The 24,131-nt window shown below is 55.6% G+C and carries 27 protein-coding genes; 7 read left to right on the top strand and 20 right to left on the bottom strand.

Features of this window, described 5'->3' with window-relative positions; all coding sequences use genetic code 11:
* Positions 1-165: 165 nt before the first annotated feature.
* The 4 genes from ACQYWX_RS01860 to ACQYWX_RS01845 all read left to right on the top strand — a co-directional run bounded on the left by ACQYWX_RS01860 (position 166) and on the right by ACQYWX_RS01845 (position 4,030).
* On the top strand, positions 166-2,286 hold the full coding sequence (locus ACQYWX_RS01860; RefSeq protein ID WP_431687699.1) for an alpha-amylase: 2,121 nt from the start codon (positions 166-168) through the stop codon (positions 2,284-2,286).
* A 204-nt stretch (positions 2,287-2,490) separates the two neighbouring features.
* Positions 2,491-2,880, top strand: coding sequence for a hypothetical protein (locus ACQYWX_RS01855; RefSeq protein ID WP_216738965.1), 390 nt, complete (start codon positions 2,491-2,493; stop codon positions 2,878-2,880).
* A 131-nt stretch (positions 2,881-3,011) separates the two neighbouring features.
* On the top strand, positions 3,012-3,704 hold the full coding sequence (locus ACQYWX_RS01850; RefSeq protein ID WP_431687697.1) for an aspartate/glutamate racemase family protein: 693 nt from the start codon (positions 3,012-3,014) through the stop codon (positions 3,702-3,704).
* Positions 3,689-4,030 (top strand): YfiM family lipoprotein, encoded by a 342-nt coding sequence (locus tag ACQYWX_RS01845; RefSeq protein WP_431687695.1) that lies wholly within the window; start codon positions 3,689-3,691, stop codon positions 4,028-4,030. The genes ACQYWX_RS01850 and ACQYWX_RS01845 overlap by 16 nt, the downstream gene beginning before the upstream one ends.
* Before the next feature lie 31 nt (positions 4,031-4,061).
* Here ACQYWX_RS01845 and ACQYWX_RS01840 read toward each other — a convergent pair whose 3' ends face one another.
* The 3 genes from ACQYWX_RS01840 to edd are packed head-to-tail and all read right to left on the bottom strand — an operon-like array spanning position 4,062 to position 7,736.
* Positions 4,062-4,949, bottom strand: a complete 888-nt coding sequence (locus ACQYWX_RS01840; protein ID WP_431687694.1) for an aldo/keto reductase — start codon at positions 4,947-4,949, stop codon at positions 4,062-4,064.
* Positions 4,950-4,951: 2 nt separating this feature from the next.
* A complete protein-coding gene (locus tag ACQYWX_RS01835; RefSeq protein WP_216738962.1) occupies positions 4,952-5,920 on the bottom strand; it encodes a glucokinase in 969 nt (322 codons plus the stop codon).
* On the bottom strand, positions 5,913-7,736 hold the full coding sequence (gene edd / locus ACQYWX_RS01830; RefSeq protein ID WP_431687693.1) for a phosphogluconate dehydratase: 1,824 nt from the start codon (positions 7,734-7,736) through the stop codon (positions 5,913-5,915). The genes ACQYWX_RS01835 and edd overlap by 8 nt, the downstream gene beginning before the upstream one ends.
* A 222-nt stretch (positions 7,737-7,958) precedes the next feature.
* Between edd and gap the strand changes: the two genes are divergently transcribed.
* Together gap and pyk are read left to right on the top strand one after the other, a co-directional pair.
* A complete protein-coding gene (gene gap, locus ACQYWX_RS01825; RefSeq protein ID WP_431687692.1) occupies positions 7,959-8,963 on the top strand; it encodes a type I glyceraldehyde-3-phosphate dehydrogenase in 1,005 nt (334 codons plus the stop codon).
* 25 nt (positions 8,964-8,988) lie between these two features.
* On the top strand, positions 8,989-10,437 hold the full coding sequence (gene pyk, locus ACQYWX_RS01820; RefSeq protein WP_431687691.1) for a pyruvate kinase: 1,449 nt from the start codon (positions 8,989-8,991) through the stop codon (positions 10,435-10,437).
* Between the two features lie 161 nt (positions 10,438-10,598).
* Here the strand turns inward: pyk and ACQYWX_RS01815 are convergent, their stop codons facing one another.
* From ACQYWX_RS01815 to ACQYWX_RS01735, 17 genes are all read right to left on the bottom strand, one after another.
* Positions 10,599-11,213, bottom strand: a complete 615-nt coding sequence (locus ACQYWX_RS01815; protein ID WP_431687690.1) for a glycine-rich domain-containing protein — start codon at positions 11,211-11,213, stop codon at positions 10,599-10,601.
* Positions 11,214-11,367: 154 nt separating this feature from the next.
* A complete protein-coding gene (locus ACQYWX_RS01810) occupies positions 11,368-12,072 on the bottom strand; it encodes an MOSC domain-containing protein (protein WP_431687689.1) in 705 nt (234 codons plus the stop codon).
* Positions 12,073-12,083: 11 nt separating this feature from the next.
* Positions 12,084-12,347, bottom strand: coding sequence for an alpha-ketoglutarate-dependent dioxygenase AlkB (locus tag ACQYWX_RS01805; RefSeq protein ID WP_431687688.1), 264 nt, complete (start codon positions 12,345-12,347; stop codon positions 12,084-12,086).
* A gap of 5 nt (positions 12,348-12,352) precedes the next feature.
* The gene (locus tag ACQYWX_RS01800; RefSeq protein ID WP_216738956.1) at positions 12,353-12,976 is read right to left on the bottom strand and encodes a LysE family translocator; all 624 of its coding nucleotides are present in this window, start codon (positions 12,974-12,976) and stop codon (positions 12,353-12,355) included.
* Positions 12,977-13,221: 245 nt separating this feature from the next.
* Positions 13,222-13,335 carry an SEC-C metal-binding domain-containing protein gene (locus ACQYWX_RS01795; protein WP_216738955.1) on the bottom strand — a complete coding sequence of 38 codons (114 nt, stop codon included), beginning with the start codon at positions 13,333-13,335 and terminating at the stop codon, positions 13,222-13,224.
* Between the two features lie 323 nt (positions 13,336-13,658).
* Positions 13,659-14,357, bottom strand: coding sequence for a hypothetical protein (locus ACQYWX_RS01790; protein WP_253938580.1), 699 nt, complete (start codon positions 14,355-14,357; stop codon positions 13,659-13,661).
* 263 nt (positions 14,358-14,620) lie between these two features.
* The gene (locus ACQYWX_RS01785; protein ID WP_216738953.1) at positions 14,621-14,947 is read right to left on the bottom strand and encodes a hypothetical protein; all 327 of its coding nucleotides are present in this window, start codon (positions 14,945-14,947) and stop codon (positions 14,621-14,623) included.
* Between the two features lie 79 nt (positions 14,948-15,026).
* Positions 15,027-15,362 (bottom strand): low molecular weight protein tyrosine phosphatase family protein, encoded by a 336-nt coding sequence (locus ACQYWX_RS01780; RefSeq protein WP_431687687.1) that lies wholly within the window; start codon positions 15,360-15,362, stop codon positions 15,027-15,029.
* A 102-nt stretch (positions 15,363-15,464) separates the two neighbouring features.
* Positions 15,465-15,950: a C40 family peptidase gene (locus ACQYWX_RS01775; RefSeq protein WP_431687686.1), complete on the bottom strand. Its 486-nt coding sequence runs from the start codon at positions 15,948-15,950 to the stop codon at positions 15,465-15,467.
* A 47-nt stretch (positions 15,951-15,997) separates the two neighbouring features.
* Entirely contained in the window at positions 15,998-16,621 is a 624-nt protein-coding gene (locus tag ACQYWX_RS01770) for a response regulator transcription factor (protein WP_216738950.1), read from the bottom strand.
* 10 nt (positions 16,622-16,631) lie between these two features.
* Positions 16,632-17,972: a cache domain-containing protein gene (locus tag ACQYWX_RS01765; RefSeq protein ID WP_431687685.1), complete on the bottom strand. Its 1,341-nt coding sequence runs from the start codon at positions 17,970-17,972 to the stop codon at positions 16,632-16,634.
* A 61-nt stretch (positions 17,973-18,033) separates the two neighbouring features.
* Positions 18,034-19,320: a TRAP transporter large permease gene (locus ACQYWX_RS01760; RefSeq protein WP_216738948.1), complete on the bottom strand. Its 1,287-nt coding sequence runs from the start codon at positions 19,318-19,320 to the stop codon at positions 18,034-18,036.
* Entirely contained in the window at positions 19,317-19,862 is a 546-nt protein-coding gene (locus ACQYWX_RS01755) for a TRAP transporter small permease subunit (RefSeq protein WP_431687684.1), read from the bottom strand. Before ACQYWX_RS01755 ends, ACQYWX_RS01760 begins: the two co-directional genes overlap by 4 nt.
* 158 nt (positions 19,863-20,020) lie before the next feature.
* Positions 20,021-21,145: a TRAP transporter substrate-binding protein gene (locus ACQYWX_RS01750; RefSeq protein ID WP_431687683.1), complete on the bottom strand. Its 1,125-nt coding sequence runs from the start codon at positions 21,143-21,145 to the stop codon at positions 20,021-20,023.
* 216 nt (positions 21,146-21,361) lie between these two features.
* A complete protein-coding gene (locus ACQYWX_RS01745) occupies positions 21,362-21,862 on the bottom strand; it encodes a protein-tyrosine phosphatase family protein (protein ID WP_431687682.1) in 501 nt (166 codons plus the stop codon).
* Positions 21,863-21,904: 42 nt separating this feature from the next.
* Positions 21,905-22,375 (bottom strand): hypothetical protein, encoded by a 471-nt coding sequence (locus ACQYWX_RS01740; RefSeq protein WP_216738944.1) that lies wholly within the window; start codon positions 22,373-22,375, stop codon positions 21,905-21,907.
* 84 nt (positions 22,376-22,459) lie between these two features.
* Positions 22,460-22,831: a hypothetical protein gene (locus ACQYWX_RS01735; protein WP_431687681.1), complete on the bottom strand. Its 372-nt coding sequence runs from the start codon at positions 22,829-22,831 to the stop codon at positions 22,460-22,462.
* 423 nt (positions 22,832-23,254) lie between these two features.
* Between ACQYWX_RS01735 and ACQYWX_RS01730 the strand changes: the two genes are divergently transcribed.
* A complete protein-coding gene (locus ACQYWX_RS01730) occupies positions 23,255-24,022 on the top strand; it encodes a substrate-binding periplasmic protein (RefSeq protein WP_431687680.1) in 768 nt (255 codons plus the stop codon).
* Positions 24,023-24,131: the final 109 nt, after the last annotated feature.

Below are 24,131 nucleotides of genomic sequence, written 5' to 3'. Positions count from 1 at the left end.
CATCATCCCTATTTTTAATCCCATAGGCGTATAGGGGGGGAGTAGACTCATCCCCCTAATTCCACCTACTCTCCCGCCGTCTATTCTGCTTCCATTAGGGTCTGTTGAAGACGTCTGAACGTCGCCTGGTCCGCCCATCCAAGAATAAAACAAGAGGTTTCCAACATGGCCAGCCCCCGTGTTCTGCTACCCGCCCTGTATCTATCGACGCTCCTCACCGCTTGCGCCAATCAGCCGACAGGCGGGCCTCAGGCGAGCTGGGTCTATATAGACGGAGCGTCTTCGGTGGCGCTGCGTTTTGAAACCCCCAGCGCTGACCAGAAGCTGGCCTACGGCGAGTTCGAGCCTGGCCAGTACCATTTACGTTTTGGCGACGCCGACGCGCCGGCGGACGCCATCAAGCTGTATCGCAAGGTGAATCTGGAGCCGGATCTGCATGGGGACTACATCCTGCAAATAGAAACCGCCGGCGTCTACCAGATTTTGCTGAATCAGGGGGATGAGCCGCATTTCCGCGTCAGCAAACGCGCCGCGTCCAAGCAGACCGCCATACCAAAGACGAACGCCAACGCCACAGTCGCCGGGGTTTGCGCGCCCGCCATAGAAGAGCAAAGCATTCAGGTCGCGCCAGTTTTCAAGGATGGAGAGTGGGTGCGGGACTTCTACTCCGGTCGGCGCGCCCTAGTCATAGACGGCAAGATCAGTTTGTCGCCCGCCGCCGACAGCGAGGGCTTGATGCTGCTTGAGGCGGACACAGCCACCCCGCAACCCTTTACCTGGGACAACGCCACCGTCTATTTCGCTCTCACTGACCGCTTCGCCAACGGACGTACGGATAACGATCATAGTTACGGACGCCAGGCGGATGGCGCAGAGGAGATCGGAACCTTCCATGGCGGCGACTTCGCCGGCCTTATCGGCAAACTCGACTACCTGCAATCCCTGGGCGTCAGCGCGCTGTGGGTGTCGCCGCCCTTCGAGCAGATTCACGGCTGGGTCGGCGGCGGCGATCGCGGCGATTTCCGCCACTATGGCTATCACGGCTACTACATCCTTGATTTCACCCGTCTGGACGCCAACATGGGCACGGAGGCGGAGCTGAAGACATTAATTGAACAGGCCCACAAGCGAGGCATTAGGGTGTTGTTCGACGTTGTAATGAACCACCCCGGCTACGCCACCCTGCAGGATATGCAGGATTTCGGCTTCGGCGGCCTGTTCGATGGTTTTGAACAATACCTGCCGCCACGCTGGGGCGACTGGAAACCCAGCGGCAATGAAAACTTCCACGGCTATCACGCCAACATCAATTACGACCACGACAAATGGGCGGACTGGTGGGGGCGGGACTGGGTGCGGGCGGGTATTTATAACTACGACAGTCCGCCCAACGCTGGCGTCGATCCCGTCAAAGGCTCGCTGGCGTTTCTGCCGGATTTTAAAACCGAGTCCGACCAGACCGTCGCCCTGCCCGCCTTTTTACGCAATAAACCCAACACGGGCGCCCGCGACCTTCCCAACGCAAGAGTGCGGGACTATCTGGTCAGCTGGCTCACCCACTGGGTGCGCGAATACGGCCTTGATGGATTTCGGGTAGACACCGTCAAACATGTGGAGCCAGCGTCCTGGCTGGCGTTAAAGCAGGGGGCGACGGCCGCTTTGGCGGAATATCGCAATCAGCACGACGCTCCCGATGGATTTAACGCCCCCTTCTGGATGGTGGGCGAGGTATTCCCTCATGACGTCAGCAAGAGCGCCTATTTCGACGCCGGCTTCGACGCGGTGATCAACTTCGACTTTCAACGTAAGTTCGCCCGCCAGGGAGCGGACTGCCTGTCCAATCTGGAGCCGGTATACCGCGACTACGCAGATAAGCTGAACAGCGACCCTGAATTCAACGTCATGACCTACATTTCCTCCCATGACACCCAGCTGTTCAGCACCCTGGCCAAGCAATCGCCGGAGCTGCAAAAGCGTGTCGCCGCCGCGTTGCTGTTGGCGCCAGGCGCCGTGCAGATTTACTACGGCGATGAAAGTCTGCGCCGCTTCGGCCCCACCGGCTCTGACCCCAGCCAGGGAACCCGCTCCGACATGAACTGGGCGGAAATTGACTCCGGCGCTGTGGACGCAATCCTGGCGCATTGGCGTAAGATCGGCCAGTTCCGCCAACGGCATGCCGCCATTGGCGCGGGCCAGCATCAGAAGCTCAGCGACGCGCCTTATGCATTCGCCCGCACTCAGGGCGCCGACCGCGTCATTATTATCTCCGCAGAAAACCGGCGTTAAGCGCCTCCTTGCCCATTCGCCTCCGACGGAACCCCATCGCATCCGTCGGAGCAGCTAAAAATCCTTACAAATTGCCGCTGATTAATAACCAAGTCGTAATCCCCCAGGGGGAGTTTATGGTCTAGAATGACCATTACCCCCCACCGATCCCATTTTACTTATCGGGCGTATTTGCAGTATCAACAGAGCCTAAGGAGCGCAGTTATGCAATTAAGCGATAAAACCCCTACCCGATTGGTCCAGGTTTCATTATTTTTCTCCGCTGCTCATTTCCTTTTTGGCGGCGTGACTTGGTCGAACATCCTTTTGTTCCTGGTCTTCACAGGAACCGTCTACATCTCCACCAAGTTGTTCATCATCCTGCAGCAGCTGCAGATGGCGACCGTCACCGATCTCAGCGAACTCAAGCTGTATCTGATGGGCGCAGCCGTATTGTTCGTCGGCATCGCCACCTTCGCCTACTCCTACATGTTTGGCGTGTTTTACCTGTTCATCACCGGCGTCTACTTCATCTCGCCCTATGATCGCGCCTGGTTGGCGGGCAAATCGCGCATGGTGGTTTACGACAACAAAGTGGAATACCGCGAAGTCTGATCCTGATAGGCCCGCCTGAAGCCGAAACGCTTAAGCTGGCGGGCGCATCCTCTTGCCAGAGAATGCCACAGGCGTTAGCGTGGTGACTCAACCGTTTATAAATCATCAACCTGCGCCAGAAGGAACAGACCATGAAAACCCTGGGCATTCTGGGCGGAATGAGCTGGGAGTCGACCCAAAGCTACTACCGCCTCATCAATCAGGGAGTTAAAGACACCCTGGGCGGCCTGCACTCCGCCAAGCTTCTCCTGCACAGTTTTGACTTCGCCGACATTGAGCGTCTGCAGGCGCAACAGGACTGGGACAGTCTCGCCAACATGCTGGCGGAAGCTGCTGCTGGTCTGGAGCGCGCTGGCGCGCAAGCCATGTTGATCGCCACCAACACCATGCATAAAGTCGCGCAGGAAGTGGAGAGTCGCCTCACTATTCCTCTGCTGCACATAGCCGATGCCGCCGCTGCCGAGCTTCAGCGCAACGGCCATAAGAAAGTCGCGCTGCTGGGCACCCGCTACACGATGCAGTTAGATTTCTACAAAACACGCATTCATGACGCCACCGGTATTGAAGTGATCACACCGGAACCGGCGCAGCAGGAAGAAATCAACCGGATCATTTATGAAGAACTGTGCCGGGGCGAGCTGCTGCCCTCGTCCAGAGACTTCTATTATCGCGTCATTGACGACGTAGCCAGCCAGGGCGCGGAAGGCGTGATTCTGGGCTGCACGGAAATCGGCCTGTTGGTCAGCCCGGAAAACTGCGTCATTCCCCTCTACGACACCACAGACTTGCATTGCGCCATGGCGGTGAAATGGGCCACTGCATAAAACCTCTGTTCGCGCTAACGCTGAGCTTAACTTTAGGCGGCTGCGCCGCATTGCGCGAAGATCCCAGCGACTGGCTGGGCAAAGACAAAATCGCCCACTTTACCGCCTCCGCCGCTCTCGCCGCGGCGGCGACCGATCAATTGGACAGCAGCTCGCGCAGCGACTGTGGAAGCGCGGCGTTAAGCGTAGGAGTGGCCATGACATTCGGCGCGGGAAAAGAGTATTACGATGAAAACTATGCAGGGAAGTATTGGAGTTATAAGGACATGGCGGTCAACTTGTTAGGCGCCTTGACGGGCTCGCTGGCCGCATCAAGGTGCCTGTAAGCCTCACGCCAGACTGACGCAAGGCGCTGGATCAGGCGACGCAGTGGCCGCGAGCCGCTTCCAGCAACGCATACCAATCAGTCCGGGACATCTCATGGCCAGCCCCGCCCAAAGCGTCATTAATGCGGGATTCACGCAAAGAGCCCAATACCGGCAATGGCCGTCCGGGGATGCGTTTCAGCCAGGATAAGGCTAATCCGGTCTCAGACACGCCAGTTTGCGCCGACATGGCGGCCAAGACGTCACCCAACGCAGGAACCCGCGAGAATCCGCCACCGCCTAATGGAGACCACGCCATCGTCTGCATCTGGTCCCGCCGCAGAGCGTCCATGGTTCCATCAAACAAAGATTGGTTCGCCAGCAGGGAAAGCTCTATCTGATTGCACAGCAAAGGAGCATTCAGGTGGTCCGCCAGCAGACGCCAGTGTTCGGGCAGAAAGTTAGACACCCCGATGGACTTGATCTTGCCGGCCATCAGCAGGTCTTCCAGCGCCCGCGCCGTATTTTCCACCGGCATCAACGGATCTGGCCGGTGCAATAGAAAGCAATCGATGCTGTCCACTTGCAGACGACGCAAGGAGTCATCCACGCAAGCCATCACATAAGCGGCTTCCGTGTTGTAATGCTTCACGAAATCAGAGGAACCGTCCTCAGTGGGAGGGACGATATCGCACTTGGAAATCAGGCGCACATGCTCTTTCAACTCTGGAGCGGCCTGCAACGCCAGACCGAACAGGCGCTCGCACTCGCCGCCGCCATAAATATTAGCGTGATCAAATACCTTCAGTCCCTGATCCAGGCGAGCCTCGATCCACTCCGCCAACGCTGGCGCAGGACAGAGTTCCGGGTAATCCAGCAGGCGCATCATTCCCAGCGCCAAAGGGGCTTCTTGCAGCTCAGCCCGAATTTGATCCGTCACTACTAATGCACCTCTTGGTTTTTCAATGCTTCCGCAGCGCCGAGCAAGCCCGTGTAGGTCTCCGTCACGACGTAGACCGGAATGCCGCCCAGATAATCGCCCATCCGCCCTTTGTCTTCAAAACACTGGCGAAAATCGCTGTCGCGGAAAAACTCAATAAAGCGGGGAATAATGCCGCCGCACACGTAAACGCCGCCAAGCGCGCCCAATGTCAGCGCCGCATTGCCCGCCACGCGTCCGAAAATGGCGCAGAACAGTTTTAAGGTCTTATGAGCGATCAAGTCGCTGTTCGCCAGAGCGGCTTCCGTTACTTGCGAAGGCTGCGTGTGCGCAGGCTCCACGCCGTCGATCTCGCACAGGCTGCGGTACAGGTTCAACAAGCCCTCACCGCACAGAATCCGCTCGACGGAAACCCGCCCGAAACGCTCTTTCAGGATTCGCAACACGCTGATTTCCACTTCATCCGTCGGCGCGAAATCGACATGGCCGCCTTCGGTGGACAACGGCGCCCAATCGGTCATGGTGCGCACCAAACCGGATACGCCCAATCCCGTACCAGGGCCAATCACTAATCTGGCCGCGCCAGGTTTGCCTTCGCCGCCGCCCACCTGCTGCAAATGCGCATCCGTCACGTGCAGAGTGCCCAGGGCCATGGCGGTGAAATCATTGACGTATTTGAACGTGTCAAAGCCCAGACGGGCCTGCATGTCGGCCTTGTTGAAAGTCCAGTGATTATTGGTCATTTTGATGGTGTCGCCATGCACCGGGCAGGCGAACGCCATACAGGCTTCATGAACCTCCGCTTCGGGATGGCCGGCCAGGTAATCCCGCACCGCTTCATCCAAATTGGCGTAATCATTACAAGGAAGCACCTGGATGTGCTCCAGTTCGAAACTATCCCGGGCCACCAGCGCGAAACGCGCATTGGTGCCGCCAATATCGCCCACCAGGGCGTATTGCGCTTTACTCATCGACGCTACTCCAGAAACTAGACGCGCCAGCTTCCGCATGGCTGGCTTGACGGCGCATCATACCGAACAACTCGCGGCCATAGTCAAGTTCATTCGCGCTCAGATTCGCCGTCGCCAATGGGCGGGCGTCAAACTCTTCCGCAGACGTCAATATTTCCAGTACGCCGCTACGCGCGTCCAGGCGGATCAAATCGCCATCGCGCACTTTCGCCAGCGGACCGCCGTTGGCGGCTTCCGGGTAGACGTGAATGGCCGCCGGCACCTTGCCGGATGCCCCAGACATGCGTCCGTCCGTCACCAGCGCCACTTTGAAGCCACGGTCCTGCAATACGCCCAGATAGGGCGTCAGCTTGTGCAATTCCGGCATCCCATTGGCTTTCGGCCCCTGGAAACGCACGACCACAATGCAGTCTTTATTCAGTTTGCCGCTGCTGAAAGCGTCGCCCAGGTCGTTTTGGTCATCAAACACCACCGCGGGCGCTTCCACCACCCAGTGCTCTTCCGCAACGGCGGACACTTTGATAACGCCGCGACCCAGGTTGCCGGACAGCACTTTCAATCCGCCATTGGGAGAGAACGGCTCCGCCGCCGAGCTCAGTACGGCGGGGTTGAGGGTTTCCGTCGGCGCGTCTTTCCAGACCAGTTCATTGTTCTGCAACACAGGCCCTTGCGCATAGCGGCTCAAGCCTCTACCCACCACCGTTTCCACATCGTCATGCAGCAAACCAGCACCCAGCAGTTCCTTAATAAGGAAAGGCGTGCCGCCTGCCTCATGAAATGCATTCACGTCCGCCTGACCGTTCGGGTAGATCCGGGTCAGCGAAGGAACCACGTCGGAAAGCTCTGAGAAATCGTCCCAGTTGATAATCACACCCGCCGCCCGAGCGATCGCCACCCAGTGCATAGTGTGGTTGGTGGAACCGCCAGTAGCCAGCAAGGCCACCAACGCATTGACGATGGTTTTCTCGTCCACCATATCCGCCATGCCCAGCGTGCCGCCATTGGGCGCGGACAAACGCACCGCCTGCTGCGCTGCTTCTTTGGTCAACGCTTCCCGCAGCGGGGTATTGGGATGCGTGAACGCCGCGCCTGGCAGGTGCAAGCCCATCACCTCAACCAGCAACTGGTTGCTGTTGGCGGTGCCGTAGAAAGTACAGGTGCCCGGACTGTGGTAAGACTGGCTTTCCGATTCCAGCAGTTCGTCTTTGCCCACTTTGCCTTCGGCGTAAAGCTGACGAATGCGCTGCTTCTCTTTATTAGGCAGACCTGATGGCATCGGACCGGCGGGAATCAATATAGAAGGAAGGTAACCGAAGCTCAGCGCGCCGATCAGTAGACCAGGCACGATCTTGTCGCAAATACCTAATAAAAGGACGGAGTCGAACATGTTGTGACTGAGAGCAATCGCCGTACTCATGGCGATAGTGTCGCGAGAGAACAGACTCAACTCCATGCCCGGCTGCCCCTGCGTCACGCCGTCGCACATGGCGGGCACGCCGCCGGCGAACTGCGCCACGGAGCCCATATCCCGCACTGCATTGCGAATCACTTCGGGATAGGTTTCGTAGGGCTGATGGGCGGAGAGCATGTCGTTGTAGGCGGAGACAATTGCGACGTTAGCCTGATTCATCAAACGCAGCACATCTTTATCCGACTGCGTACAGGCCGCGAAACCATGCGCCAAATTGCCGCAAGCCAGCGTTTTACGCTGCGGCTTGTTGTTTTTCAGGTTCTCCATGCGCTGCAAATAGGCTGCTCGGGTGGCTTTGCTGCGCTCGATAATGCGTCGGGTAACTCTGTCTACAGTCGGGTGCATAGCTGATCGCTCTTTTATATGTTCGTCTGTTTGTCCCAATTGAACGCCGGGCGGCTGCGCTGATACGCGGGTAACGCCAAGTCCGACGAGGAAAAAACCAATTATTTGGTAATATTACAAGATTAATTGATCAAAATCACGACATGACCGTACCATTCCAGAAATTATTTTGTTATATTTACTACATGTGAAAACAAAAAATTCCCCACCTGGAGGATTGGCATGACGATTCGAGTTGCTATTAATGGTTTTGGTCGCATTGGACGCAACGTTCTCCGCGCCCTTTATGAAAACAACTATCGCAAAGACATTCAGGTAGTCGCTATCAATGATTTGGGCGACTCCGCCATCAACGCTCACCTGTTCAAGTATGACACAGTTCATGGGCGGTTCTCCGGTGAAGTCAGCCATGACGAAGAGTCCATGACCGTCAATGGCGACCGTATCTCCATCAGCGCACAAAGAGACCCCAAGCTGCTGCCCTGGAAAGCCCTGAACGTAGACGTGGTTTACGAGTGCACCGGCTTCTTCACCAGCAAGCCCAAGGCCATGGCTCACATTGAAGCCGGCGCCAAGAAAGTGATTATTTCCGCTCCCGCGACTGAAGTAGACGCCACAGTGGTCTTCGGCGTTAACGAGAATGTTCTTAGCGCGGACCATCAGGTTATTTCCAACGCTTCATGCACCACCAACTGTCTGGCGCCGGTCGCTCAGGCTCTGCAGGCTGCGGTAGGTATTGAAAGCGGTTTGATGACCACGATTCATTCTTATACTAACGATCAAAAACTCACTGACGTATACCACTCGGACCTGTATCGCGCACGTTCCGCCACCCAATCCATGATCCCCACCAAGACTGGCGCCGCTGCGGCGATCGGCCTGGTGTTGCCGGAACTGGAAGGCAAACTGGACGGCATGGCGGTGAGGGTTCCAACCATCAATGTTTCTCTGGTGGACTTTTCTTTCATCGCGGGCAAAGACACCAGCAAAGAAGAAATCAACCAAATCATGCGGGAAGCTGCTGCGAAATCAGCAATTCTCGACTATAACGAAGAGAAACTGGTATCGGCCGACTTCAACCATTCGGCGTTCTCCAGCATCTTTGACGCGGGCCAAACCAAAGTTAAAAGCCGCCATGTAAAAGTCATGGCTTGGTACGACAACGAGTGGGGCTTCTCCAACCGTATGCTGGACAACACGCTGGCTCTGATGAAGGTCGCCAGATAATCCGGTTCATACGAGAGGTAGAGATATGTTACGTCGCACCAAAATAATCGCCACACTGGGTCCAGCCACCAGTTCGTCTGAGGCGCTGGAATCCATTATCAAGGCGGGAGTCGATGTTGTCCGGCTCAACTTTTCCCACGGCGAGGCCGCTGAGCACATCGCCCGTGCGGAACTGGTGCGCGAACTCGCGCGCAAGCAAAATCGTTTTGTCGCCATTCTTGCCGACCTGCAAGGCCCCAAGCTGCGCATCGCGCGGTTTGTCGACGGCAAAGTCACTCTGACGCCAGGCCAGCGTTTCGTATTGGACGCGCGCCTGGACAAAGAAGCCGGCGACATTGATCGCGTCGGCATCGACTATGAGCAGTTGGTGAACGACGTCTCCGCCGGAGACACACTCCTGCTTGACGATGGCCGTCTGGAGCTGCTGGTCGAAGAGGTTGTTGGTCTGGAAATTATCTGCCGCGTGATTATTGGCGGCAAACTTTCCAACAACAAAGGCCTGAACAAGAAAGGCGGCGGACTTTCCGCCAAAGCGCTGACGGATAAAGACAAAGCAGACATCAAGACCGCCGCCAAACTGGGTGCGGACTATGTCGCCGTCTCATTCGCACGCACTCCGGAAGACATGCATGAAGCGCGCGCGCTGCTGAAGGCGGAAGGTTCCAACGCCAGCCTGATGGCGAAAATCGAACGCGCAGACCTGGTTCATAATCCCGAACAACTGGACGCCGTTATTCTGGCCTCCGACGCAGTCATGGTGGCTCGTGGCGACCTGGCGGTGGAAATCGGCGACGCAGAACTGGTCGGCGTACAGAAACACATTATCGCCCGGGCCAGAACCCTGAACCGGGTGGTGATCACTGCGACTCAAATGATGGAGTCAATGATCAGCAGCCCCATGCCGACTCGCGCGGAAGTGTCCGACATCGCCAACGCGGTGCTGGATTACACCGACGCAGTCATGTTGTCCGCCGAATCAGCCGTGGGCCAGTATCCGGCGCAGGCGGTGGAAGCCATGGCGCGGATTTGCGTTGGCGCAGAGAAACATCCGTCCACGCATCAATCCAAACACCGTATTCACGAGGGGATGGCCCGCATCGACGAATCCATCGCTCTGTCGGCGATGTATGCGGCCAACCATCTCCAAGGCGTGAAGGCGATCATTTGTATGACTGAAACCGGCGCTACGCCGTTGTTGATGTCGCGCATCAAATCGCCTCTGCCGATTTACGCGTTCTCGCGCCACCATGAAACTCAGCACAAAGTCGTTCTGTACCGCGGTGTGCAAACGATCCCCTTCGATTCGGATCAGCATCCTAACGAAGAGATCAACCAATTGGTGGTGAATGAGCTGGTGAAACGCAATGTAGTGACCGATGGCGACCTGGTAATCCTTACCAAGGGCGACTACGTCAACGCACAGGGCGGCACCAATACGATGAAGATCGTACGCGTAGGAGGTTCTATTCAGTAAGGATGAAGGGTCCCAAACGCTTTTTATCCACTTTTGCGGGAGGCCGCGTCTAACCCGGCCTCCTCATTTTCGATCACACTCTCGCACTCGCAATCTGAGTGATTTAGCAGGGTTCCGGAGTCCCCATTCCACCCTGCTCTTTTTTTGCCTGCGATTTGGGCTCAATCTCCGCCTCCGCATCCTCCGTCGCCGCCATCGCTATCTCCGCCACCGGCGCAGCCGGAGCCGCATCCAATATGACTGGCGCAATAGCCCACGCCGCCTGGACCTTTGCAGTTAAGGCTATAAACAAAACCATCAGGAATCTGCAAATCGTGATCCATCGAGAAAATCATCGGCAAGCGACTTGGGTTGCGACGATCTATGCCTTCCTTATGACAGGCCAGCCGCCATGCGGTCTTAATGCCATTCTGGGCCTGGGTGGGGCTTTGCATGGCTTCCGCTGGCGTATGATGTAAGAACCGACCGAAGCACTTCTGACAGAACTGCTCGTACGCGCGGGTGAATAATATGAACTCGTGCCAAGCCACGTCCACTGCCTGCGAGGGCATGGCCACCATGCGCCGACCGCCAAGCTGGCAGAGCGCAAAATACTCCTTCAGCCCTGTCATGACCATCTCTAACTGCGAGTCATTCAGATGCTGATATTTGTTCTGGACCTTGCTCTTTATGCTACCGGGAAATTGAAATGCCTTCAGCGCTTGTCGTCGCACCCGACTATGCAGCACGCGATAGAGTATGAATGCAATGACCGCTCCCGCCACCAACCACGCCATGACGCTTACCTCTTGCGTTGAGGATAGGACGAAGCCTCCTGCGTCGCGCCTTCCAGTATTAACGGATTACGTGAAAAGTATGGATTACAAGTAAAGTTTAGACGTAGCTTATTTATCTTGTGCGATGACTTTCAGCCATGGCGCCACAGAGCAATCATTCTAAAAAAGCGTGTTCGCCTTGCCGCAATACACCGGGCTCTATCACCTGCGCATAGACGCCGAAATTAAACTGCATATGTTCGCCAATCGTCCGGGGGATCATAAGATCATCGGGTAATTCAAACTGCCGCATCCCCGTCATCACGCACCGTTCAGTCAGTCCGCTAATTTGCAGACGCAGCCCGCCGGAAAAGGAAAGGGTCTTACCCAGCCAGTCATGCTCAACCACGCCAACGCCAGTGGTCGACAGCAGGATATTAGGCCGAAAGCGGCGTTCATCGATACGCGACTCAGGCAGCAGCCCTCGCAACCAGTGCAGCGCTGAAGTTGAAATCAGGTGTACAGGCCCCGCATCAAGGTGCGATACAGCCTCTTCTCGCACCAGCGTTACCTCCTGCTCCAACAGGGAGGAAAGAGCTTGATTCAGGTCGGGATGGTCGTTCGACATGACCCGCCCATCAGGCAATTGCAACGATACCGAGTCGGCATCAGAGCTCGCGCTCATCCTCAAAAGCCCTTCTATCCTGGCGAAGCGTCTTGTGTTCTTACCGCTGCCAAATTTACCCGCTCTGTTGCGGACAGCGAATATCCGGTCGCCCACCACACCGCGTCCATCAAACGCCAGAGCGTCGAGCGTTTCTCCCAAAAGTGATTTAACCGGATAACGCCACAGAGAGGAGGCGGCTCCAATTGACTGCATGCCAAGGTTCCTTATTTGAGAATGAGTCGGAATGTAAGACTGATGCGCTCCCCCACGCCCGGCATTTTGGGAATCGCATGCATCCAGCGGTCCTGTACGCCTTTATCCATGTACAGCAGCGCACCATGTTCGAGCATATAAGTTACAACATGCGCCTTATCCGCTTTACTACGGTAGGAAATACGCCGCTCGGCGCCCAAAGAAATGATCGCCACGCCCGTTCCCGGCGCCAGCTCTTCCGAGGAGTCGGAGTGATATCTGGAGTCACCTCGCAAACCGCCTAGCCATGCCTCGCCGCAGCGGTTAGCACGCCTGCGCCAACAAGCAGGGAGCCGCCAACGCGGTTGAAACGCTTTAGCGCTTTGGGATCACGTAATATGGAGCGCAGTTTGCCGGCGAACACCGCATACATGGCGGCGTTGAGAACGCCTAACACCAGAAAAGTAGCGCCGAGTATGACAAATTGTGGAGCCAGCGCCGCCTCAGTGGAGACAAATTGCGGCACGAAGGCGATAAAGAAGATGATGCTCTTGGGATTAAGCGCCGTGGTGATAAACGCGCTGAGGAACTGACTGCGCCCGCTGACGCCAGTCGTCTGCCCATCGTCAGCGCTCAGCGACGTGGAAGAGCGAAACATTTTCACGCCCAGATAGGCCAGATATAACGCGCCGACCCACTTCAATATCGTGAACGTAAAGGCGGAAGCCGCCAGAATAGCGCCAAGGCCGAGAAAGGACAAAGTCATGGCGACCAGATCTCCCAATCCCACGCCCGCCGCCAATGGCGCGACAGAGCTTTTGCCTGACGACAGCGCCTGGCTGACCACCAGCATGACGGAAGGTCCGGGGATCATCACCACGACCAGAGAGGCCACCACAAACATCAAATAAGTATCCAGACTCATACGCCACCGCCATAACGCTGTAGATCAAATATCGCTCCCAGCAATGTACCCCTGTCACGCACAGGGGGTCAATGAAGTAGAAAGGGGTATAGATAGGGAAGTATCTGGAGGCCATCGCCCCGCCTGTATGGGCGGCGGCGATGGCTGAGGTAAGTCTGATTTTGCGCGCTTGTCGACACAGGGGCCACAAGCGCCTGCTTAGCGGAAATAGTCGTCTCGGTTAACGCCGTCGAAAGCAACCTGACTTAAGACAACATTGTTTGAAACAACCTCCGTGAGCCACAGGGACAGGGGTCATTTCTCCCCAGCTTCTCATGCAGATCTTTGTCTCCATGAACGACTCTGTAGCCGCGCTTCACCTGAGCTTCAGATGGATAACCTTTCCTGCGCTTACTGGTGACCTCGAAAGCACAGCATTTCTTCGTATTTGGTACGCATGACACACCTCCATTGATGTTTCCGTCATTGTTGCTCCTCTCGCCTAACAGCGGGGAGGCGGCATCATAGCACTAGAAACGCGTTCGGCAAAATAGCGCCGACATCATCAGGAAGACGAACAGGGACAAGTCTGGAATAGATAACAGTGTTGCTTACTATACTTACTACAGATGAGGAAAGAGAGAATATTCGGGAGAGGTCGCAGGGCCTGTTGATCACAGAGCCCTGCTTAGAACACGCTGTACTACAGACGACGATGGATACGCGCGCCTTCTTTGGTGCGCTGATCCAAACGCGCCATGATCTCGCGCATTTCTTTCGCTTCTTCTGAAGCCTGGTTACGCTTCTGCGCTTCCATTTCCGCTTTCTCAGCCGCAATCGCTTCGCGAATGCGTTTTTCCTTCGCTGCTGAGCCAGTACGGCCTTCAGACAGCTTGGGACGGTTCACTGGAGCGGGAGCGGTTGCGCCAGTCGCAGATTTGGCTGCTTTCGCCAGACCTGCAGCGCCGGCTTTCTTCGCCGCCTTCTGCCCCGCTTTGGTCCCACCGCGACGGCGGGCCTCGATACCGGCAATCAATGCGCGCATCTCTTCCGCCTCACGGGTGGAAGCAGTGTGACGCAGTGGTCTCGGTTCCGCTTTAGGGGCGGGCTTTGGAGCTTCCGGCTTAACCACAGCCTCTTTTTTCTTCGGCGTATAGTCGGGATCGTCAGAGCCGTCCGACATTTCCTGTTTCAATGCTTCCAACTCTTTCATCAGATCCATTGATGGTTTGGATTTGTTCTCTGGTCGAGTCAGTGTGACTTTGATTGCTTTGGCGCCCAGCGCTTCCATCGCTTCAGCCAACATTTCCCGAAGTTCTTTAGGGTTATCAGAATAACCCCACTCTTCCATTTTGAAAGAGTCCGCGCCGCTGGACCGCAGAGTTTCAAAGAACTCACCCATTGCGCCTTCGGATTCCTGGACCAACAAATGCCCCCAATGATCCTCCAATGACCTGCGGGTGCTGCCCGCAAAAACTTTCCCCGTAACTTGATCGGTAGCAGTAAAAACTATCACCAAAAACCTCAAATTCGTTGCCGCACACTCTTCTTTTTCCTGCTCGAAGACCTAACTTCGAGAGGGCCGAACATTATAAAGAGATAACCGAAAATTATAAGGGCTGACAAACAGTCTCAAATGTGCATGGCGGGAAAAATTTTGTGAAATTAGAGGTCGATTTCGGGCTCTCCGGCGCAGTCAAAGGTCAGTTCGAACGCATCCGTCGTAACGATAATCTTTTGTTGCGCGCCTTTCTGCGCGCTCAGCACGCCAATAACGGTGGGCATATAGTCAGCGTCGCCGACGGCGTCAAAATAATCCGCTTTGCAGGTAGTGACCCCGGAAAAAATTGCTCTTCTGGTAACGATGCCGGATTCCGGCTCCGGTGTGAGATCCAGACACAATTTTGCGGTCAAAGGAGAATAGTCGATTCTGACGACCCAAAATGGATCGACGCCGATCAACTTCCTTTCAAGAAGATTCGTCATTTTCATGGTCAGTCCCACACAAGGGTTCAATATTGAATTGAACCATCATAAAGGAAATAAACCTGTTCAGGCTGGCGTTAGTTGATTAAAAATTGGTTAATTCAAGAATGGATGCGACAGATATCTGTAGTATCTCCACCAACTCTGGGTCCATGTACTGATACTCATCCGGAATATCGAGAACATGCACCTGCTTGTGCTCCAGCAAGTGGCCAAATTCCGACATTAAACGATGCTTATGCTTATCTTCCATAACAAAAATAATGTCGGCCCAGAGAATATCCGCCGGACCGAGTTTTTTGCGGGCTTTAGGGCTGGTCCCCGCCGAGCGAACACGCAACTCTGGATGCCTGCGCCAAACCTGCTCTGCAGTAGGGCTGCGCCACTGGTTACGACTGCAAACAAATAGGATATTTCTCAAGATGTATTTAAACCCAATGAAACCGTGAGCAGCTCTTTATTCAGAAGTTGATGAATGTTGCGCCTAGCCTAAAGCTTTTCTGCGCCAACGACGGCGGACCTACTATTTAACCCGCCGCGCCTGCCAAAAATGGTCGGCCCAGTAGCCGTTATGCAGATAGGCCAATTCCACGCCGTTACTGGTGGATGCATGCAGGAAACGGTTATTTTCCACGTAAATGCCGACATGTAGCCCTTTCCAGCCGCCGGGTTTGAAGAACACTAAGTCGCCGGGCTGCAACTCTTTTCGGCTCACCTGACGCCCTTTTTGCGCCAACCCTTTCGTGGTTCTGGGCAGCCTGGCGTCGAAGCGCTCCTGAAAAGTGAGGTACACCAGACCTGAACAGTCCACGCCGGACTTATCAAGGCCTCCATAGCGGTAGTCTACGCCGCGCCACTCGTCATACTGGTCATACAAAGCAGCGGCGACAGGGCTGGATATTTGTTCTGGAGAGGGTATCGCCGTCGGCGGACGATTCACCCGCACAGAGCTACACCCGGAGGCGAACGCCATCAAAATGGTGATTAATATGAATCCGGATATACGCATCGGCCGATCCTCTAAACTTGCGCTGACAGGCGAAACGATAAACCGACTTACATTAACCCATGCTTAATGGCGTACTTGGTTAATTCCGCCGTGGAGCTAAGTCCCAGTTTCGCCTTGATATTCTGCCTGTGAGTTTCCACTGTACGCACGCTGATGGCAAGCTCTTCCGCAATCGCCTTGTTACTCTTGCCTTCCGCCACTTTCTTCAATACTGACGCCTCCCGGTGAGTCAGACTGGCGGACGTCTCGCCGCGCAACTGCGGCTGGGAAAACAGGGCTGCGGAGGCGCCGCTGCTGATATAGGTGCCGCCTTCATACACTGTGCGAATGGCGCGAATCATTTCATCCACAGACACATCTTTAAGAATATAGCCCTTGGCGCCTTTGTGCAGAATCTGCGACACATACTCTTTATTGTTGTGCATGCTGAGAATCAGCACGCGGGTATCGGGAAAGTGCTGCGCCATGTACTCCGTGGCGTCGATGCCGTTCATGCGCGGCATGCTCACGTCCATCATCACGACATCCGGTTGATGGGTCGCCACCGCTTCAATCGCCTGCTGACCGTCCGTGGCCTGAGCCACTACATCAATGTCAGGCTCCTGCTCCAGCCGGGCGCGGATGCCTTCCAGCACCAGAATATGATCGTCAACCAATACCAGTCTTATCATTCTTGTCTCTTTATCCCATGAAGGTCACCTGAATGCAGGTCCCTTTGCCTTCTTCCGAATGTACACTGAAATTTCCGCCAAGAAACTCCACTCGCTCGCGCATATTGCGAATCCCGATGCCTCTGCCGTGACCGAGACGCCGCAACGAAAATCCTGCGCCGTCGTCCTTCACTTCAAGAAACAGTCCTTCCGCATCCTGCTCCAGGCGCAACGTCACCTGCCTGGCGCCGGCATGTTTTTCCACGTTATATAACGCTTCCTGGGCGATGCGGTAGAGGGTCGTGGCGATATCTTCATCCGACTTGGTTTCCGATACCTGCAGATACACGGATACGTCAATGCCGGAGCGCTCTTCAAAATCTTCTCCGAGATGCTCCAACGCCGCCACCAGACCCAAATCGTCTAAAATGCTGGGGCGTAAGTCGTGACTGATACGCCGCGCCTCCTGAATCGCCTGCTTCAGAGTTTCCCGTCCTTTCAACAGAGGTTCGCGCAAGGTTTGCTGGCTTTCCTGCAGCAGGCCCAGCACCGTCTCGATACGATATTTCACCGACACCAGCAATTGATTGATGCCATCGTGCAGTTCCCGCGACACCCTTCGCCGCTCTTCCTCCTGCAATTGCACTGTTTTATGACTGAGTTCCTTAAGGCTTTGATCCGCCAGGCGGTGTTCATGCACGTTGAACCAGATTGAAGCGATCAGCACACCCATCACCGCCAGCAAGGCGATAATGACGAAGGTCAGCAGCGCATCCGCCACGTTCTCGTCCACGCCGTCTTTGATCAGCTCCATTTCCTGTTGAATATCATCAAGATAGAGACCAGTGCCGAACATCCAGTTCCAAGGCGGCAGGGACTCCACATAGCTGATCTTGTCCACGGTCACCCGGGAGGTCGGTTTCTGCCAGAGATAGTTGTGAAAGCCGCCGCCTTCCGTAGCGCGCGCCAGCAGATTGCGGATAACGTAGTTACTATTGTTGTCCTTAATATTCAGCAGGTCCATGCCCACCAGTCCGGGCTGGGTGGCGTGCACCAGATTCACGCCGCTGGGGGTGTAGGCGAAGAAGTAGCCGTCCTCACTGAAATGCATGCGCTGCATCAGTTCCTGAATGCTGCGCTTCGCCTCTTCGTCGGACTCCGCCTTCTCAATGAGGTAGCCGGAGGTGATGCGCATGATGCTGACATAGCTTTTCAGCGCCGTTTCCTTGGAGCGCAACAGATTGTTCTCAAAGGTCTCCAGTTCACGCTGCGCCAGCTCATCCGCCAGATTCACCATCGCCAGCGCAAATGCGATGGAGATCAGCAGCAACGGCGCTAACGCCAACAGAACAACTTTAGTGCGCAGCGTCATGACGCAAGCCTCCAGCAGATAAACAGGATCTGGCGGAGCGCCTCCCTGCGCCTCGCCTCAATCAGACTTCAAAGCCAAACAATCCTGGCGCGACCAGCAGCAAAATCAGCACCAGCGCCTGCAGGATGATGAATGGCGTCACGCCCCGGTAAATGTCCATCGTAGTCACCTCTTTCGGAGCGACTCCTTTAAGATAGAACAAACTAAACCCAAACGGCGGCGTCAGGAAGCTGGTCTGCAGGTTCATGGCGATCAACACCGCAAACCAGACCATACTGATGCCCAGCGATTCCGCCACCGGCGCCAGGATCGGCACAATAATAAAAGAGATTTCCACGAAATCGATGAAAAATCCCAGCACCAGAATAACCAGCATGGTGAGGATCAGAAAGCCCCACTTCTCACCGGGCAATTGCGTCATCCAGTGCTCCACCAGCGTATCGCCTCCCGCATAAGTGAAGGTCATGGAAAACGCCGTCGCGCCCAGCAGAATCGCAAACACCATGGCGGTGACCGTCACGGTTTCGCGACTGCACTCCCACACCATTTTCCAGGAAAACTGGCGATAGCACACCGCCAGCAGCAAGGCGCCCACGCCACCCAGAGCGGAGGACTCCGTCGGCGTCGCGACGCCAGTGAAGATCGATCCCAGCACCACCAGAATCAACGCCAATGGCGGCAGGATAGAGAACAGCGCGATTTTCACCTGCTGCGCCCGGTTCTCGCCGTTGTCCGGCAATGCCGGCGCCATATCGGGGTTCAGCCAGGCGACAATCAAAATATAGGCAATGTAGGCGACGATCAGCACCACGCCAGGAACCACCGCCGCCTGAAACAGATCGCCTACGGGAATGCCCATCACATCGCCCAGAATAATCAGAATAATAGAGGGAGGAATAATCTGCCCCAAGGTGCCGGAGGCGCAGATGGTCCCGGTGCTCAAACCCTTGTGATAGCCGTACTTCAGCATGACCGGCAATGAAATCAGCCCCATGGCCACCACGCTGGCTCCAACCACGCCTGTAGAAGCCGCCAGCAAGGCGCCGACCAGTACGGTGGAAATGGCTAAGCCGCCGCGCACGCCGCCAAAAAGACGTCCCATGGCCTCCAGCAGCTGCTCCGCCAATCGGGTCTTCTGCAACACCAACCCCATGAAAATGAACATGGGAATGGCCATCATCACGGTATTTTCCATGATGCTTTGAATACGATACGGCATGAAAGCGAACAGCTCCGGCCCCTGGGCGATCAAGCCGAACACCAACGCCACGCCGCCAAAAGTGAATGCGACGGGGAAGCCGAACATCAACATCAGCAACGCCACCGCGAACATAATAATGCCGATCACGCCAAGCCCTCCTTCGCATGAGACTCTGCGTACTTCTCTCCCAACAGCAGCACTCTCAGCGCCTGAGTGATCATGCCCAGGCCGGACAGCAGAATCAGCAGAGAGGACAGAGGAATCAATGACTTAATGATCCAGCGATAAGGTAAACCGCCTGGATCGCCGCTGCCTTCCATCAGATCGAAAGCATCCACGGTGAAGCCAAAACCGAAATACATCACCAGCAGTGAGAATGGCGTGACGAATACGATCGCCCCAACCATGTTGACGATGGCTTTCACTCGATCCGACCAGCCTTCATACAGCACATCCACGCGCACATGGCCATCCGTACGCAGCGCATAAGGAACGCCTAATAAAAAGACGGCGGCGAACAGATGCCACTCCAATTCCTGCATGCCGATAGACACCTGATTGAACAGATATCGCATCACCACGTCATAAAACACGTTGACCAGCATCATCAGGAAACAGCCTGCGGCGATAAGGCCGCAGAGGTGAGACGCCCGCTCGAACAGGCGATCGAAGATCTTAATCCACTGCATATTCCACTCCGGCCCGGGCGCAGGACAGCCCTCCAGCAGATTGCTCCCACACACAGCGTCTCCTCAGGCCCGCCTATAACAGGCAGGCGCTTTGTATACGCCAGTGAAAGTTCCGCCGGAGGCGCGCTCTGTCTGAACGGCCCCGGGTTTAACTGCGATTAGCCTTGGGGTTGGCTGTTGAGGTAGGCGAGATCGGAAATCTCGGTCCAGCGACGCGCTTTCAGCATGTAATCGTGCTGCGACTTGAGGATTTCCGCCGCCATGGGATCGGTAGCGGCTTTTTCCGCCAGCAGCTCGTCGTTCGCCTTACGTATGGCGGCGATAACTTCTTTGGGGAAAGTGCGCAGTTTGACGTTGGAGAATTCCGTTTGAATGGTCGCCCAATTCACCGCGCTCTCATGAGTGGACTGGATATACATGTCGTAGGCGGCGGTGCGCATGGACACACGCAGAATCTCCTGCAGGTCCGCAGGCAGTTTCTCCCAGGATTTCTTATTGATCATAAACTGCAACTCGGTCGCAGGCTCATGCCAGCCGGTGTAGTAATAAGGCGCGATTTTGTGGAAGCCCATCCGCAAATCCAGAGAGGGACCGACCCACTCCAGAGCGTCAATGGTGCCGCGCTCCAGCGCGGTATACAGCTCGCCGGAAGGGATATTGGTGGGGCTCACGCCGATTTTGGCCAATACTTCGCCGGCGAATCCGGGAATACGCATTTTCAGACCCTGCAGGTCCTGCAGCGAGTTGATTTCTTTCTGGAACCAACCGCCCATCTGGTTGCCGGTATTACCGCCAGGGAACGAGAGTATGTTGTGCTTGGCGTAGACTTTCTCCATCAGATCCATGCCGCCGCCGTAGTAAAACCAAGCGTATTGCTCCGGCGCGATCATGCCGAAAGGCATGGTGGTGAAGTAAAGCGTCTCAGGCACTTTGCCTTTCCAGTAATAGGAAGCGGAGTGGCCCATGTCATACTGGCCAGTCTTGACCATATCGAACACGCCGAAGGGCGCTTTGTGCTTGTTGGCGGAATCAATGGTGATTTTCAGCCGGCCATTGGACATCTTTTCCGCCATCGCCGCCATATTGCGGGGCGCATCGCCGAATATCGGGAAGTTAGGCTGCCAGGTTTCCGCCAGTCTCAAGGTATACACTTGTTCCGGGGCTTTGGCTTCTGGGGAGGCGGCCTGCGCACTGGCGGCCGGACTGGATTCGTTGCATCCGGAGATTCCGAAAGCCAACAAAACAGATACGGGAAGGATTCTCAGGAATCGCTTAAGAGTCATATTGTGTACCTTTCTTATATTTATTTTCGCGTAATAACCGCCGTCGCCGTTAAACGGCAACGGGCTCGCGTCGCACTCGTACCCGGGCGCTTCACAAAATGCTCTCTTTTTGACTGATCAAATTCTATCCGTATTAGCGCCGTTAGGCGGTGGGCGAATACGCCCGCATAACTACGGACTCAATCTAAGTAGTACTACGTAGACGAGAAGTTGACATTATTGGGATAAAGCGCGGGCATGCTCTATCACCCAGCGCCGCTGCGCGTCCGTATCCGGCACTTCCACGCCGCGCTTCAAGCTGATTTCAGCGAAAGCCTGCTCTGGGGTCCAGCCATGACGCACCAGCAAAGAGGCGGCGATCGTGCCAGTGCGTCCGATGCCGGCGCGGCAGTGAATAACCAGATGATCGCCCGCCAACACGGCGGGATAAATAGCGTCCAGCAGTGCGGCGACGTCCCGCACGGACCTGGGCAATCCGAAATCGGGAATGGGGAAATGGGTAAACGCCATGCCCAAGCGGCGACACAGCTCCGGCGCCTGCGCCAGCCCCAGCTCACGAATCTCCTGGGTCTCCAGTAGAGACAGCATCCTGGTGACGCCGCTGCGGGCGATGCCCGCGAACTCCTCTTCCATCCACTCCCCGGCGACCGGTTTGGCCATGACGGAAAAGCGGCCGTTTCCAATAGGTTGAACGGGGTAAATGGTGCTGACGAGCACGTTTTGACTCCTTAGCTTACGAATAATCGAAAGCGGCTATTTTTACTCAGCCCCCACGTACTCGTAAAACAATTCGCAGTAATCCACGTCTTTGTCCGCGCCGGCGCGCAGGCGCTGTTTCAATTTCTGAGTAGTGGCGTGGTTGGCGGCGTAGTCTTTGAGTTCGCCCTGAAACTCATAATTCATCGCTTCCACCAGCTCGCAGAGCAGCCGGTGATCGCAGTGGTCGATAAAACCCAGGGACTTGTCCAAGGCGCGCTTGAAGTCTTTGGTAAGGAGAGAGCCCAGCGCGGAGGCCTTCAGCCATTTGTCCGCCCGTTCGTCGTCCAGTATGTGCTCGCTCAGTTCGGTGGTTTTCGGATGATTGCGGATGGCGAGTTCAACAAGGGCGGAGTTGGCGCAGAAGGGTTCTGATTGATAATCCTGGACTAATTCTATCAGGGTATTTTCCTGAAGCGCCGTCCAGTCCTGCTCATGGGGAAAAGTCTTCTGAATATCGTGGAAGTCGGTCATTCCTGCTTTCTCGCTGATTATTATTCCTTTCGCGCCCACTCCAACGCGCCTGCATCAGAGCGGACGACTTGTCACATCAGCAGCTTACCAGTCTCGCCACTCGCTGGCGATACCCTCCCCGTCGCCATAATTTTCCGGATCGATGCCCGCCGCTACCGCGATGGCGTCAAACAGATCGCACAGCTCTTCCCTTTCCGCCGTTTCGATCAAGTCCCCGCCCACTGTGTCGTTAAGGTAGTTAAGCGACTCCACGGCGACCTCAAACTGTTTGACCTTCACCTTCTCCGTCGCGCCTTCACTCAGCTCCAACAGAGCTTGCAACAAATTATCCATAATCCGTCTGGCGGCGGTGTTATTCTCGTCCGTATATTGCTCCAACCCATCCTGGAAACGCTCCGCCCAAAGATCGAAAGGATACTCTTTCTCGGTGCGCCGCAATCGCTGTTCATATGACAAATCAATGTCCTCCTGTCGACAGAGTGGGTGAACATGGCGTGAGAAAAGAGAGCGAAAGCTTAACCCGGAGCGTCTCGGCTCCCTTCTCTCACGCAGACGCAAATTGTAAACATCGAAACGACAGGATCACGCTCCCCACGCCCTGATCCGGCTTGTTCGCAACAAAATCATGACAATTTGACTCGTTTTTCATCAATCTACTGTAAAAAAGTCAAATAGCGTCACTTTTAAAAAGAGTGTAAAAATACGGACGCTGGGAACGCGCCTGAATTGAAATAGACCAGGGCCGGACATACTTTAGATTGGTGAAATTTTGCCCAGCGCGAGTTCGTGCGACGACGCTCTTCTAAACATGCACTCGTCACGCAGCGCCGGGCCTCATGATAATTCTTGATTTGGTTTCGAGCATACGGGTAGGTCCTATTGAGCATCGTTTTATTACGTAGATTGGCGTTCTGGTTACTGGTCAGCACAGGACTCTGGACAACCGCCGCCTCCGCTGACAGTTCCATCAATCTGGCGTGCAACTACTTCCCTCCTCAAAAAATCGACTCTCCCGAGAACACGGACCGGCCGGGTTACGACATCGAGCTGTTACAGGCCGCCTTCCAACAGGTGGGCGTGGCGGTCACCTTCCGCTATTTCCCATGGAATCGCGCGCTGGAGCTGGCCAGAACCGGAACCTACGACGGCCTCTGCAGTTGCTCGTATCTGCCGGAAAGAGAAAGCTTTCTATACTTCTCCGACGAACTGGGCGCACTGGAGAAAGGCTTTTTCACCTTGAGCGGACGCAAAATTCATAAAGTCGTCGCACTGAGTGATATGAAACCCTACAAGCTGGCGGTGGTGCGCGGTTACAACCTGGAGACGGAGCTGGAAAAAGCGGGACTGGAAAACATCGAAACCGTGGGAACAGACAAACTGCTGCTCAATATGCTCACCTTCCAGCGCGTGGACGCCATCTATTCCTTCGCCGACACGATTCAGTACGAGGCGCAGCAGATGGAGAATCCCCCCGAATTGAACTTCATCGGCATATCCAGCGCGCCCTATTACACCTGTTTCAGCAAAAGACACCCCATGAGTCTGGACACCATGCTGAAGTTCAACAAAGGTTTGCGCATGATTCGCGAGTCCGGCGAGTACGACCGCATTCGCCAGAAATATCTGGGCGTCCCCAAGTCATCCTGACGCGACGCCATATCGCTACCGCTCCCTTGACGCCGCGCCACAGGGAGCGCCCCTCTTTCCTTCTCCGTTAGTTGCAACATTGCCGCAATAATTCAGTGGGACACTCCCT

The organism is Hahella sp. NBU794 (genome assembly GCF_050749805.1).
GTDB lineage: Bacteria > Pseudomonadota > Gammaproteobacteria > Pseudomonadales > Oleiphilaceae > Hahella.
The sequence above is the reverse complement of the archived record's forward strand: the minus strand, read 5'-3'. Positions and strand labels throughout refer to the sequence as shown.